The organism is Methylophaga lonarensis MPL (assembly GCF_000349205.1).
GTDB lineage: Bacteria > Pseudomonadota > Gammaproteobacteria > Nitrosococcales > Methylophagaceae > Methylophaga > Methylophaga lonarensis.
The window spans coordinates 1-13,433 of the sequence record NZ_APHR01000032.1 but is presented as its reverse complement, the minus strand read 5'-3'; the positions used below and the strand labels follow the sequence as shown (position 1 = coordinate 13,433).

The window sequence follows — 13,433 nt, the reverse complement described above, 5'->3', positions numbered from 1 at the left end:
TTAAATATCTCCAAACATCAACGCGGTCAGTACAAAATCCAGCCCCAAAATCGCAAAGGCAGAATGGACTACCGTGCGTGTTGTTGCTCGCCCTACCCCTTCAGAAGTGGGGGTAGCGTCATACCCTTCGTAAAGGGCAATCCAAGTCACCACAAAACCAAAGACAATACTCTTGATGACGCCGTTCATCACGTCGCCATACCAATCTGTTTTGGTCTGCATTTGCGACCAGAAAGCGCCATCATCAACGCCCAACAGACCATGTCCCACAATAAATGCACCGATAACACCGATGGCACTGAACATAGCGGCCAGCAACGGCATCGAAATAAAGCCGGCAAGAAAACGGGGTGCAATCACCCGTCTTACCGGGTCAACAGCCATCATTTCCATACCTGATAACTGTTCGGTGCTTTTCATCAGCCCTACTTCTGCGGTCAGTGCAGAACCCGCGCGACCCGCAAACAGCAGCGCGGTTACGACGGGCCCGAGCTCGCGGACCAGTGACAGCGAAACCAGCACACCCAGAGATTCTTCGGCACCAAAATCAACCAGCGTGTTGTAGCCTTGCAGACCCAATACCATGCCGACAAACAAGCCTGAAATCAGCACAATCAGCACCGACAATACACCCACTGAAAACAGCTGCTGAATGACCAGCGCAGGTCTCAAAAACAAGCCTGGCAGTCCAGCAAGTGTGTGCATAAGGAAAAGATGACCACGTCCCAGACGCTCAAGCGTTCCGAGTCCCCAACGGCCGAGGCTGCGAATAAAACCAATCACGACTCATGCTCCGATTGCAAAAGATCGGCGTCAAACTCTGACCCCGGGTAGTGAAATGGCACAGGACCATCTGGCAAGCCATCCATGAACTGTCTGACCCACTGCGAAGAGGAATTCTTGAGTTCCTCAGGCGAACCTTTTTCGATCACTTTGCCACCAGACAGCAGATAAATCTCATCTGCGATTTGCGATGCTTCAGCCACATCATGAGACACCACAATGCTGGTCAAGCCCATTGCATCGTTGATGCGACGAATCAGATTGACCAAGGTACCCATGGAGATTGGATCCTGCCCGGTGAATGGCTCGTCGTACATAATCATCATCGGGTCCAGAGCGACTGCTCTCGCCAAAGCGACGCGTCGCGCCATACCGCCAGACAACTCGCTAGGCGACAGCTTTCTGGCATTTCGCAGACCGACAGCCTGCAGTTTCATCAGTACCAGATCACGAATCAAGGGCTCTGGCAATTTGGTGTGTTCTCGCAGTGGAAAAGCGACATTGTCGAAAACATTAAGATCTGTCAGCAATGCGCCACTTTGAAACAGCATACCCATTCGTTTGCGCAATTCGTAGAGCTTGGAGCGTGACAATTTGTGGACGTTTTGACCATCGATTTCGATGTATCCTTGATCAGGACGAAGCTGCCCTCCGATCAATCGCAGCAATGTGGTCTTACCTGTACCACTAGGCCCCATGATGGCTGTGACCTTGCCACGGTCGATATCGATATCAACACCGTCGAAGATAGCCCTGTCACCACGATAGAAATGCAAGTCCCTGATTTTAATCAGCGGCACTGTATTCTCCAGACCTGAGTATAAAAGGTTAACAATTTTGGTGAATTCACTCTTGCAAGTCAAATCTGACGGTGGAAAATCTCCAACGCATCCGCTAGAGTGTGCAATCCAGCTTCTGGCGATAGGCACAGATTCAGGTCGATTTCTGTTCAGTTTATGTTCAGAGTCATCTCTGTAATGTCCATATCGAACCCTACAAAAATGGAGAGAAATAAATGAAGAAGTTTTTGCAGTTTGCTGTTGCAGCTCTGGTCGCCTTACCCATGATCTCTGTCGCTCATGGCCCTACCAGACAAACCACCAGCGAAACCATCACCATCAACGCCCCTGTCGACAAAGTATGGGAAGTTATTCAGGATTTCGGCGGCATTCACAAATGGCATCCAGAAGTTGCCAGTACTGAAATGCAAGGTGACGAAACCCGCATTATCACCCTGACCAGAGACGGCAGCCCAACCATCACTGAATCACTGACTCGGGTTGAAGAAGATAAAAAAACCATTCGTACCCGTATCAATGAGATGAGTGTTATCAAAACCATCGAGTTCAACAGCGTTGAAACGCCATACTACACGCTACCTGTATCTACATATAGCAGCTGGTTGAGCGTCAAAGAAGTTGGTGGAAAAGCTGAAGTTCAGTGGAGAGGCGCGTTCTACCGTTCATTCATGAACAATCCGCCAGTTCCAGAAGGCCAAAGTGATCGTGAAGCAGTTGAAGCTGTTTCCGCATTCTACGCAAAAGGCCTGGAAGGTCTGAAAGCGGCTCTGGAAAAATAAGCCATCATGTACAAGTTCAAAATCGCGGCCCTCATCAGGGCCGCTTTTTTTCTGCCTTTGCTGACGATTCTGACAGCCTGTAGTTCCGAAACTGAACAGAAAAGCGGTTACGCCTTTATCACCAATCAACTAGCCAACAACGTCAGCATTATCGACCTCGAACAACGGCAAGTGGTCAAAACTATCGAAGCTGGCAGCAGTCCGGCCGGTATTGCCCTGAGTGGCGATGGCCAGTGGCTTTTCATCAGCAACCCCGACAGTCAAGATATTTCGGTGATCAGCACCGACGATCTTGAATTAAAACGTCATATTCCCGTTGGCGCCGGGCCGGTCGGCATTGCCAGTAACCATGATGGCAGCGAGGTCTATGTTTCCGACTGGTATCAACATATCGTCAGTGTCATCGACAGTCACTCCGGCAGCATCAGTCATGAAATCAGAGTAGGTGAATCACCCGCAGGCGTCGTGGTAGACAATCAGGCTAAACGCATCTATGTAGCCAATCGCGATGACAACAGCCTGTCGATTATTGATCAGCAGAATCATCAGGTGCTGCACACACTCAGCACAGGCAACGCACCTTTTGGTCTTGCGTTGAGTAACGATGGACAATGGTTGTTCAGTGTCAATGTGCAGGACAACAGCATCAGTATGATTGACACCCAAACCGCCAGCATCATCGATCAGTTTGAGGTGGGGGAATGGCCATATTGCGCGGTCGTCTCACCTGATGACACTCGGCTTTATGTCACCAATCAATACGACGACAGTATTTCAGTGATCGACTTAACCAATCGACAAGTGATTGATGAAATCTATGTGGGTGCGACCCCAGAAGGCATTGATGTGACAGCCGATGGTCGACATATCTACGTGGCAAACTGGCAGATGGTACGGTTTCGATCATTGATACCGAATTGAATGAGGTTATCGAAACCATTGAAACCGGCGAAGGCAGCCGGGCTTTTGGTCGCTTCATCACGCACTGAGTTGTCACACTGTTGAGCGAGCATCACCAGCCACCTTGCAGTATCAGCTTTACTAATGAAGGCTGTGCTGCAAGCGCCGCCAAGCTGGCTGCTCAACTGCAATTACCCTTGCAGCCGCTGGACAGTGCGCAGTTGCAACTGGTTGTCACGCCAAGCCAGCTTGAATTAAGACTTACTGCCGTCGGTGGTCCGGTGTTTATTGATTTTACCTCTGGCAAGCTGGCACATCGGCGTCGCTTTGGTGGTGGCCGTGGTCAACCGCTGGCAAAAGCCCTCGGACTCAAGCCAGGTTATCAGCCTCACATAGCCGATTTTACTGCCGGTTTGGGTCGAGATGCCTTTGTCATGGCGACACTCGGCTGCAGGGTCACGCTGATTGAACAAAATCCCCTGCTATACCACCTGCTTGATGATGCACTGAGTCGAGCCGCGGCTGATCCCGACACCGCTGATATTGCCGCTGCAATGCAACTCATGCACGGCGATGCCTGCGAACTCATGCCAATTAAGCCATTACCGGAAGTTGTGTATCTGGATCCAATGTATCCAGCTCGGGATAAATCCGCACTGGTCAAAAAAGAGATGCAACTGCTGCATCAACTGGTAGGCCCGGACCACAACGGTGACAGGCTCCTGGAAACAGCCAGGCGTTATGCCGCTAAACGCGTCGTGGTCAAACGGCCAAAAAATGCAGACTACCTCGCCAACCAAAAACCTACCGCCAGCGTCAGTAGCAAAAACACTCGCTACGACATATACATGCCGCTTACTTCAGGATGATCCTGCCTGTTCATCCAGCTCACGAAGTTTGGCTAGCTTTTCCGCAATCTTGATTTCCAGACCACGATTCACCGGCTGATAATAGCTGCGTGCTGGCATGTTCTCGGGAAAGTAATTTTCACCAGCAGCATACGCATCCGGTTCATCATGTGCATAGCGATAGGCTTTACCGTAATCCAGCTGTTTCATCAGCTTGGTTGGCGCATTACGTAAATGTAATGGTACTTCTGCCGAGCCATGCGTTTTGACATCCTGCATCGCCGCTTTGTAAGCCACATAAACGGCATTACTTTTGGGTGCCGCAGCCAGATAGAGTATTGCCTGAGCGATGGCAAGCTCACCTTCCGGTGTGCCCAGTTTTTCAAAGGTTTCCCAGGCATCCAGTGCAATGCGCAAGGCACGAGGATCAGCATTGCCAATGTCTTCTGCGGCCATTCGGACGATACGTCGCATCAGATAAACCGGATCGCAGCCACCATCCAGCATTCTGCACAGCCAATATAGCGCTGCGTCAGGTGCTGATCCGCGAACAGATTTATGCAAAGCCGAAATCTGGTCGTAAAAAGCCTCTCCGCCCTTATCAAAACGACGCAACGTGCCGGACAAAACTTCCATCAAGTCTGCTTCACTGACTTCGGATTGCCCTTTACTTGCAGCCAGTTCCACAACAATCTCAAGCAGATTGAGCACTCTACGACCATCACCATCGGCAGCTTGCGCCAGTTGATCACGTAACGCTGGTGCGAGTTCGATTTCACGGCCGGCCAAGCCTTTGACGGGTTCTGTCAAAGCACGGTCGATAATCAAGCGCAAATCCTCAGCACCCAGCGATTTGAGCACATACACCCGGGCTCTTGATAACAAGGCATTGTTAAGCTCAAAGGATGGGTTTTCGGTGGTCGCACCAATAAAAGTGAAGGTGCCATCTTCAACAAATGGCAAAAAAGCATCCTGCTGTGATTTGTTAAAACGATGCACCTCATCAACGAACAGCATGGTGCGTCTGCCCTGTTCCCTTTGCAGTTGTTGTGCACGAGCCACAGCTTCGCGTACTTCTTTAACACCGGCCAGTACCGCAGAAATTGTCAGAAATTCCGCATCACAATAACCGGCGATTAATTTTGCCAGTGTGGTTTTACCGGTTCCGGGGGGGCCCCACAGGATCATCGAATGGGGGTGGCCGGTAGCAATCGCTTGTTTAAGCGGTTTGCCTTCTCCCAGCAAATGTTGCTGACCGATGTAATCTTCCAGCCGTTGGGGACGCATCCTGTCTGCCAGTGGTCGACTGGCAGGATCAATCTGATCAAACAGGCTCACTCGTCAATCTCGCCCACCACATCAACACCGGCAGGTGCCACAAACTCGAACGTTGAGGCTGGCAGATTCGGGTTGGTTTGCATCGCTCTGAAAACCAGCAAAGTTCGCTGGTCAAAACTATCGGTCATCACCATCTGCTGCAAACCCTCATCACTGAAAGCAAGGCTCAAACGCTGAAAACCGGCATCCGCCTCAAGCGGTGTCAGCTCCAGCCAATAAAGGCCATCATCGCTGGCGACTTCGACAATATTGTAGTTATCTTCTGGGACCGATCGACCTGATAACAAACTGGCGGGAGAATCCGATAAGGCATCTTCCTGCGCGTTGACGGTGACCTGCTCAAGGTCGATGTCATAAAACCACAGGCGCTTGCCATCAGCGACAATCTGCTGTGCAAATGGCTGTTCGTAATCCCAGCGGAATTGACCAGGACGCTGTAAATAAAATTTGCCGCTGGCTTCCTCAACAACATTACCCTGCGAATCCACGACTATCTGCTCAAAATTGGCCTGCAAAGTAGTGACTTCTTCAACAAAGCGATGCAATTGTTCTGTGGCAGGTCCAGCCATGACAGCGACAGGCCAGATCACCAATGCCAGCAAAGCTTGTTTGATTGTTCGCAGCAGTATCATTATTTTCACTCCGGAAATATTTGTTTCAGCAATTTGACAGCGAAGCTGACAGTTTGGTGCCGGTTCCGACTTGGCACATCAGTGCTTGTATGGTCGCATCTGAAGATCGCTTTAGTCTCTCGGTGGCGGTGCCAGTACTTCGCGACTGCCGTTGCTTTGCATCGCAGAGACAACACCGGCCATTTCCATGGCTTCAACAATACGAGCAGCACGGTTGTAACCGATTTTCAAACGTCGCTGAATACCGGAGACCGAAGCTCTACGACTTTCTGTGACAATCTGAACTGCCTGGTCATAGAGTGGATCAGATTCGCCATCACTGGCATCACCGACCATCATCTCGCCATCTTCACCCGCAGGATCCTGGGTAATCTCTTCAATGTAGTCTGGAGCAGCCTGCGATTTCAGGTAATCGACCACTTTGTGCACTTCATTATCATCAACAAAAGCACCATGCACGCGCTCAGGCAAGCCGCTACCCGGCGGCAGATAAAGCATGTCGCCCTGCCCCAGCAACTGTTCCGCGCCCATCTGATCCAGAATGGTTCTGGAGTCGATGCGTGATGACACCTGAAAAGCCATTCGCGTCGGAATGTTGGCTTTGATAAGCCCGGTAATGACATCAACCGATGGACGTTGTGTTGCCAGGATCAGGTGAATGCCGGAGGCACGGGCTTTTTGCGCCAGTCTGGCGATTAATTCTTCAACCTGCTTGCCGACCACCATCATCATATCGGCCAGCTCATCAATGACCACTACAATAAAAGGCAGCGGTTTAAGTGTCGGTGGCTGTTCGCCCGGTTCAACCTTCGCAATCGGATCGATGATAGGTTCACCACGCTCGATGGCTTCCTGCACTTTTTTGTTATAGCCGGCAATATTTCGAACACCAAGTGCCGCCATCAACGGATAGCGACGTTCCATTTCAGCCACACACCAGCGAAGCGCATTAGCCGCTTCTTTCATATCCGTGACGACAGGCGCCAGCAAATGCGGAATATCCTCATATACCGACAGCTCCAGCATTTTCGGATCGACCATGATCATGCGAACTTCCTGAGGCGTCGCCTTGTAGAGCATGCTCAGAATCATCGCGTTCACGGCCACTGACTTACCCGATCCCGTGGTACCGGCAACCAGCAAATGAGGCATTTTTTCAAGATTGGCAACCGCTGGACGACCAGCGATATCTTTACCCAGCGCCAACATCAGCGGCGATTTATTGTTCTCATAATCTTCACAGGCCAGAATTTCACGCAAGCGCACCACTTCGCGATGCTCGTTGGGGATTTCCAGCCCAACGACCGGCTTGCCAGGTATCACTTCAACAATCCTGACACTGCTGACAGACAATGCTCGAGCCAGATCTTTTGCCAGGCCGCTGATTCGGCTGACTTTTATACCGGCTGCCGGCTGCAATTCAAATCGGGTGACCACTGGACCGGGTTGAACTTCAACGACTTGTACTTCAACACCAAAATCACGCAGCTTCAATTCCACCTGTCGAGACAGTGCCTGTAACACCTCTTCGCTGTAGCCCTGTTGCGTTTCCTTGGGCATGTCCAGTAAGGAAAGTGTTGGTCGTCCCGGTACATCGGCAGTTTCAAACAATGGCACCTGACGTTCTTTTTCCTCGCGTTTGCTGGCTTCCTTGGGCTGTATCACCGGCTCAATTCTGACCTTCGGTTTATGCTGGAATTTTTCGGTTTGCTGACGGAAAGATTCTTCCCGCTGTTGGCGGGTTTTATGCGCTTGAACCTGATTGTTCAATTGACGCAGTCGGCCATTGGCAAGAATCATCAATCGCATCACCAAGGCTCCCAGGCGATCAATGACCATCAACCAGGACAGTCCAGTAAACAATGTCACCCCGGTAAGCAGTAGAGCCAACAGCAGCAAGCTGGTGCCGGACGCGCCAAACACGGCTTCAAAGCCATGCCCGACCACATCGCCCAAAACACCGCCAGCCCCCAAAGGCAGCCATTCGGCATAATCAGCAAAACTCAAAGCAGAAATGCCACTGGCTGCACACAAGGCCATCAACAGTCCCAAACCTTTAAGTATCCAGAAGTGCAAGGCGTCCGGAGAGTCTGCACGCTTGCCCCAGCTGAATAACAGCCAACCACTAAAGCCCACCATTAACGGTGCGAGGTAAGCAGGGAAACCAAAACCGTATAGCAGCATGTCGGTAATCCACGCGCCGACGATTCCACCTCGATTGGCGACAAGATCGTTTGTGCCAGTGGTAGACCATGCAGGATCAGTCGGTTGATAGCTCAGCAGCGAAAGCAGCAGATACGCAGCGATTGCCAGCGCAAGAATCAAAGCTGCCTCGCGCAGGCGAAAGACAACTGCGCCGGCAGTCGTTTCTCGTTTATCTTTGTCGTTTACGCGTGTTGCCTGTGCCACTCTGATAATTCCAATTCAGCCAATAGATTAACGGCTGATTCTAACACAGCTTTTAAACTTTGATGCTTGTCCCGGTCTTCGACTATGAGTTACCTTATCCGTCTGTTGAAATTTCATTTTTTGGAGAGCTTCCATGGCTGACAGCAAACACTGTCGTTTACTGATTCTTGGCTCAGGCCCTGCGGGTTACACAGCGGCAGTTTACGCTGCTCGTGCAGCGCTGGAACCCGTGCTGATCACAGGTCTCGAACAAGGCGGTCAGCTGACTACAACTACCGACGTTGACAACTGGCCAGGTGATGCCGAAGGCGTGCAAGGTCCTGAATTGATGCAGCGTATGCAACAACATGCTGAACGGTTTGGCACTGAAATTATCTTCGATCACATTCACACTGCCGAATTGACTCAGCGTCCCTTCAAATTGATTGGCGATGCCGGTGAATACACCTGTGACGCACTGATTATTGCGACCGGCGCCTCTGCCAAATATCTTGGCATGGAGTCAGAAGAAGCCTTTAAAGGCCGGGGTGTTTCAGCCTGCGCCACCTGTGATGGCTTTTTCTACAAAAATCAGCCTGTTGCAGTGGTTGGTGGCGGCAACACAGCCGTAGAAGAAGCACTGTATCTGTCAAATATCGCCTCCAAAGTCACTGTCATTCATCGCCGTGATAGTTTCCGGGCCGAGAAGATCCTGATCAATCAACTGCTCAAAAAAGCCGAATCAGGCAATGTTGAAATTCTCTGGGATCATGTACTCGACGAAGTATTAGGTGATGACGCGGGTGTCACTGGTGTGCGTGTTAAAAGCACCAAAGATGAGGCCACTCAGGAAATTGATCTGCAGGGTGTATTCATTGCGATTGGACACCAACCCAATACTTCGATGTTTAAAGGGCAAGTGGAAATGGAACATGACTACATCATCCTGAAAAAAGGCCAACAAACCAGTATTCCTGGTGTGTTTGCAGCCGGTGATGTGTCCGACCCGATTTATCGACAAGCCATCACCTCCGCTGGTGCTGGCTGTATGGCCGCACTGGATGCGGAACGCTATCTGGAAAGCCAAAAGTAAACACAAGACCAAGACCGGACACTGTCCGGTCTTTTTTGTTCAGGGAGGCCCTCATGGCGCATTATCAGCATATTCTTATCGCCGCAGATTTTTCCGAACACAACGAGCGAGTACTGGAACAAGCCGCAATGCTTGCCAGAGAACACAACGCGCAGCTCAGCATCTGCCACATTGTCGAAGATTATCCTCTGACTGATTTTGCCTATGAACCTATGGTCAGCGTTGATAGTGAAATGCGGGAAATGTTGCTAGAGGCTGGTAAAAAGCAGGTGGCGGCGCTGGCTGACAAACTCAATATTTCTGAGGCTCAGCAATGGGTCGAGTTTGGCAACCCACGGCATGACATTGTGAAAATCGCCAATGAGAGACAAGTTGATTTGATTGTGCTTGGCTCGCATGGTCGTCATGGCTGGAAGTTACTATTGGGTTCCACAGCAGACGCGGTCTTGCATCACGCGCTGTGTGATGTGTTGGCGGTGCGGCTCAAGCAGAATTCATAAGCCAATTTTTAAAAAGGCACTGACTCAACAGCCCTGACAGAGGCTTTAGAAACGATAAAACTGCCGATTCAAATAATCTGTTACCGCACGCACCTGGTCTGGAGACCAGCTGACTCCGGCGGCCACTGCACAATACCCCACGCGTTTTTCCAATGCTTCAAAACTGCCGATTTTTCGGTCGGCCTTGGTGTACATTAAATCCGGCTTACCACCGGTCAACGATGAGTGACACTGCACACATGAACTGTCATGCAACTGCTTGCCCTGTGCCAGTACCAAAGGACTGACACAGAGCATGACCAGCAGGGTCAGCAGACGCATAATCAGGCTCGACCTGTTTGCAGCTGTGCAATACGCATGGCCGCGGGAGGATGTGAGTCGTAAATCGCCGACACTAATGGATCCGGTGTCAGAGTGCTGGCATTTTCCTGATACAAAGCAACCAGCGCATCAATCAAATCATCAGCATTGGAAACACTGGCCGCATAGGCATCTGCCTCATACTCATACTTACGCGACATCGATGTCAGCAGCGGATGCAGGAAGAAACTGAATACCGGAATCACCAGCATGAACAACGCCAAGGCTACTGCATTGGATTCTGTTGAAACACCAAGACCGGTGTAAAACCAGCTTTGTGCCGAAGCCCAACCGAGCAACGCCAGACCAATCAGACTCAACACCGCCAGCAAGATCATGTTTTTCACAACATGCTTACGACGGAAATGCCCAAGCTCATGGGCTAATACCGCTTCGATTTGATCTTCGTTAAGTGTATTCAGCAAGGTATCGAAAAATACGATGCGCTTGTTGTTGCCAATGCCAGTGAAGTAAGCATTGCCGTGACCACTGCGACGCGAACCATCCATGACAAAGATGCCCTGACTTTTGAAGCCACAACGCGCCAACAATTTTTCGACCCGCTGTTTCAATTCGGCATCTTCAAGTGGCGTAAATTTGTTAAACATGGGCGCGATGAACGCCGGGTAGGCCCACATCATGATCAATGCAAAGCCCATCCAGGCTGCCCACAGGAACAACCACCAGTAAGCACCGGTACTGCCCATCAACCACAATGCCGCCCAGATCAGAGGCGCGCCGATTATCAGCATCAAAGCGCTTTGCTTAAAGATATCCGAGAAAAACAGCTTCGGAGTATTGCGGTTGAAGCCAAACTTTTCTTCAAGAACAAATGTTTTGTACCAACTGGTGGGCAAGTCCAGCAAAGAGCCAATCAGGAAGAAACTCAGCAGCAAGGCAATGCCTGTAGTCATTTCAGACCAGCCCAGATTTGCCCAAAAACCCGCCAGCAGCGCAAGTCCACCGCCTAATGTCCACAACAGCAAAATCACCATGCCGTAAAGACTTTCGCTACGGTTAAAACCGCCTTTGGCTACTGTGTAATCTGCCGCTTTCTGGTGAGCCGACAAGCTGATTTGCTCCTTGAAAGCTGCTGGTACCGCATCACGATTTGCAATCACATGCCTGCGTTGGCGCAGTGATAACCATATCTCGATGCCAGTCATCAGCAACAAGGCAACGACAAAAATCACCGTAAATTCATTCATTTTCAGTTCAAACCCGTTAGAATCAGAAGATGTTGAGCACCTTAGCCTTTGATACAATCTCTGGCAAGTAAGTTCACGCCCTCATTGTTCAGTCATATAAAGTCGGAGACCATGGCCAAAAGCAAAAAGAACCTGATCTGGATCGACCTGGAGATGACCGGTCTAGATACCAACAACGATTATATTATCGAAATCGCCACCGTAGTCACCGATAGTGAGTTGAACATTCTCGCTGAAGGCCCGGTTATTGCCATTCATCAACCAGACAGCATTCTTGATCGAATGGATGACTGGAATACCCGCCAGCATGGACAATCCGGCCTGACTGAGCGAGTACGAAACAGTGTCACCAATGAACAACAAGCAGAAACCATGACGCTGGAATTCCTGAAAAAATACGTGCCTGCCGGTGTGTCACCGATGTGTGGCAACAGTATCTGTCAGGATCGACGCTTCATGGCGCGCTGCATGCCTGAACTTGAAGCCTACTTTCACTACCGCAACCTTGATGTCAGCAGCCTCAAAGAACTTGCCAGACGCTGGGCGCCAAAAGTGGAAAAAGCTTTCAAGAAAAAATCCAGCCATCTGGCCATGGATGACATCAAGGATTCTATCCGCGAGTTACAACACTATCGAGAGCACCTGATCAAGCTGCCTGAAGCTACGGCCGAATAGCCGAAACCGCATCAATTTCACACGCTTTTCACAGCAAGGTCATAGCATGCAGCGGTAATTAAATACCGCTGACTCATGCCACATCACAAGCTAACGCTCCCGGAAAAAACCTGCCCCGTTTGCCTGCGTCCTTTTTTGTGGCGCAAAAAATGGGCGCGCGACTGGGACAGAGTCATCTACTGTTCAAAACGATGCCGCTCAAGTGGCCGCCATGACAGCAAACTGACATGAAGCTCTCCGACGCACTGCCGCAATCCCTGATATTGCTTGATTGCGAAACCACCGGTGGCAAAGCTGGCAGAGATCGCATTACCGAAATCGCTCTGATAGAAATTGCCAACGGTGAGGAAATCAGCCGCTGGCAAACGCTTATTAATCCGGGCATCTCTATACCGCCCTGGATCACCCGAATCACTGGCATTGACAACCAGATGGTCGCCAACGCGCCCCGCTTTGAAGACATTGCCGAGGAGCTCTGGCAAAGACTGCAAGGCAAAGTGTTGATGGCTCATCATGCACGCTTCGATAGCAGCTTCTTGAAGCTCAGCTTCAAACAGATCGGCATTCGCTACTCGCCGCAGGTACTGTGCTCGGTCAAACTCAGTCGAAGTTTGTTTCCAGAGCACCGCTCACATAGTCTGGATGCCATCATCAAACGCCTGTCGCTCAAGGTTGCTGAACGACATCGGGCTATGGATGACACCGAAGTGATTCTGGCTTTGCTGAAACACATTTCGACCCAGTGCGCGCCAGAAGCTGTTCGCAGTGCTTGTCAGCAGCAACTTCGTCGCCCATCACTGCCAAGTCAGCTCGATGCCAACACCATTGATGACTTGCCTGAAGCACCCGGTGTTTATCGCTTTTATGATGCCGAAGGGCAACTGCTCTATGTCGGTAAATCCATCAATATCCGCCAACGGGTACTCAGCCATTTCACCGATATTACCGATCGCAAAGGCATGGATTTATATCGACAACTCAGTCATATCGAATTTGATGAAACCCCTTCCGATTTTGGTGCCCAGCTACTGGAAAACCAGCAAATCAAACAACTCACACCTCGCTAACAACCGCAGGCAAACCAAAAACAAATATCTGTGGACCATCACACTGCACGAAATGCCCAAGG

The 13,433-nt window shown here is 50.5% G+C and carries 15 protein-coding genes; 8 read left to right on the top strand and 7 right to left on the bottom strand.

Going from position 1 to position 13,433, the window contains the following annotated elements; all coding sequences use genetic code 11:
• Both mlaE and MPL1_RS06345 read right to left on the bottom strand, forming a co-directional pair.
• Window positions 1-783 (bottom strand): lipid asymmetry maintenance ABC transporter permease subunit MlaE, encoded by a 783-nt coding sequence (gene mlaE / locus MPL1_RS06350; protein WP_009726299.1) that lies wholly within the window; start codon window positions 781-783, stop codon window positions 1-3.
• Window positions 780-1,583 carry an ABC transporter ATP-binding protein gene (locus MPL1_RS06345; RefSeq protein WP_009726298.1) on the bottom strand — a complete coding sequence of 268 codons (804 nt, stop codon included), beginning with the start codon at window positions 1,581-1,583 and terminating at the stop codon, window positions 780-782. The genes mlaE and MPL1_RS06345 overlap by 4 nt, the downstream gene beginning before the upstream one ends.
• 215 nt (window positions 1,584-1,798) lie before the next feature.
• Between MPL1_RS06345 and MPL1_RS06340 the strand changes: the two genes are divergently transcribed.
• The 3 genes from MPL1_RS06340 to MPL1_RS06330 all read left to right on the top strand — a co-directional run bounded on the left by MPL1_RS06340 (window position 1,799) and on the right by MPL1_RS06330 (window position 4,131).
• Window positions 1,799-2,362 (top strand): SRPBCC family protein, encoded by a 564-nt coding sequence (locus MPL1_RS06340; RefSeq protein ID WP_009726297.1) that lies wholly within the window; start codon window positions 1,799-1,801, stop codon window positions 2,360-2,362.
• 6 nt (window positions 2,363-2,368) lie between these two features.
• Entirely contained in the window at window positions 2,369-3,283 is a 915-nt protein-coding gene (locus MPL1_RS06335) for a YVTN family beta-propeller repeat protein (protein ID WP_009726296.1), read from the top strand.
• 80 nt (window positions 3,284-3,363) lie between these two features.
• Window positions 3,364-4,131, top strand: a complete 768-nt coding sequence (locus tag MPL1_RS06330; protein WP_009726295.1) for a class I SAM-dependent methyltransferase — start codon at window positions 3,364-3,366, stop codon at window positions 4,129-4,131.
• Here MPL1_RS06330 and MPL1_RS06325 read toward each other — a convergent pair.
• The 3 genes from MPL1_RS06325 to MPL1_RS06315 all read right to left on the bottom strand — a co-directional run bounded on the left by MPL1_RS06325 (window position 4,123) and on the right by MPL1_RS06315 (window position 8,489).
• Window positions 4,123-5,448, bottom strand: a complete 1,326-nt coding sequence (locus MPL1_RS06325) for a replication-associated recombination protein A (RefSeq protein ID WP_009726294.1) — start codon at window positions 5,446-5,448, stop codon at window positions 4,123-4,125. The two genes, MPL1_RS06330 and MPL1_RS06325, sit on opposite strands and share 9 nt — an antisense overlap.
• Window positions 5,445-6,080: an outer membrane lipoprotein chaperone LolA gene (gene lolA / locus MPL1_RS06320; protein ID WP_009726293.1), complete on the bottom strand. Its 636-nt coding sequence runs from the start codon at window positions 6,078-6,080 to the stop codon at window positions 5,445-5,447. The genes MPL1_RS06325 and lolA overlap by 4 nt, the downstream gene beginning before the upstream one ends.
• 111 nt (window positions 6,081-6,191) lie before the next feature.
• Window positions 6,192-8,489 carry a DNA translocase FtsK gene (locus MPL1_RS06315; protein WP_009726292.1) on the bottom strand — a complete coding sequence of 766 codons (2,298 nt, stop codon included), beginning with the start codon at window positions 8,487-8,489 and terminating at the stop codon, window positions 6,192-6,194.
• Between the two features lie 133 nt (window positions 8,490-8,622).
• On the opposite strand from MPL1_RS06315, the gene trxB reads away from it, so the two are divergent.
• Window positions 8,623-9,561, top strand: coding sequence for a thioredoxin-disulfide reductase (gene trxB, locus MPL1_RS06310; protein WP_009726291.1), 939 nt, complete (start codon window positions 8,623-8,625; stop codon window positions 9,559-9,561).
• 53 nt (window positions 9,562-9,614) lie between these two features.
• On the top strand, window positions 9,615-10,061 hold the full coding sequence (locus tag MPL1_RS06305) for a universal stress protein (RefSeq protein ID WP_009726290.1): 447 nt from the start codon (window positions 9,615-9,617) through the stop codon (window positions 10,059-10,061).
• 45 nt (window positions 10,062-10,106) lie between these two features.
• Here the strand turns inward: MPL1_RS06305 and MPL1_RS06300 are convergent, their stop codons facing one another.
• Both MPL1_RS06300 and MPL1_RS06295 read right to left on the bottom strand, forming a co-directional pair.
• Window positions 10,107-10,382, bottom strand: a complete 276-nt coding sequence (locus MPL1_RS06300; RefSeq protein ID WP_009726289.1) for a c-type cytochrome — start codon at window positions 10,380-10,382, stop codon at window positions 10,107-10,109.
• A gap of 2 nt (window positions 10,383-10,384) precedes the next feature.
• Window positions 10,385-11,629: a M48 family metallopeptidase gene (locus MPL1_RS06295; RefSeq protein ID WP_009726288.1), complete on the bottom strand. Its 1,245-nt coding sequence runs from the start codon at window positions 11,627-11,629 to the stop codon at window positions 10,385-10,387.
• 111 nt (window positions 11,630-11,740) lie between these two features.
• Here MPL1_RS06295 and orn point away from each other — a divergent pair, with 111 nt between their 5' ends.
• The 3 genes from orn (at window position 11,741) to MPL1_RS06285 (ending at window position 13,371) form a co-directional block, all read left to right on the top strand.
• A complete protein-coding gene (gene orn / locus MPL1_RS06290; protein WP_009726287.1) occupies window positions 11,741-12,304 on the top strand; it encodes an oligoribonuclease in 564 nt (187 codons plus the stop codon).
• A gap of 75 nt (window positions 12,305-12,379) precedes the next feature.
• Window positions 12,380-12,535, top strand: coding sequence for a DUF2256 domain-containing protein (locus MPL1_RS13425; protein ID WP_009726286.1), 156 nt, complete (start codon window positions 12,380-12,382; stop codon window positions 12,533-12,535).
• Window positions 12,532-13,371 carry an exonuclease domain-containing protein gene (locus tag MPL1_RS06285; RefSeq protein WP_009726285.1) on the top strand — a complete coding sequence of 280 codons (840 nt, stop codon included), beginning with the start codon at window positions 12,532-12,534 and terminating at the stop codon, window positions 13,369-13,371. Before MPL1_RS13425 ends, MPL1_RS06285 begins: the two co-directional genes overlap by 4 nt.
• The last annotated feature ends 62 nt before the right edge of the window (window positions 13,372-13,433 follow it).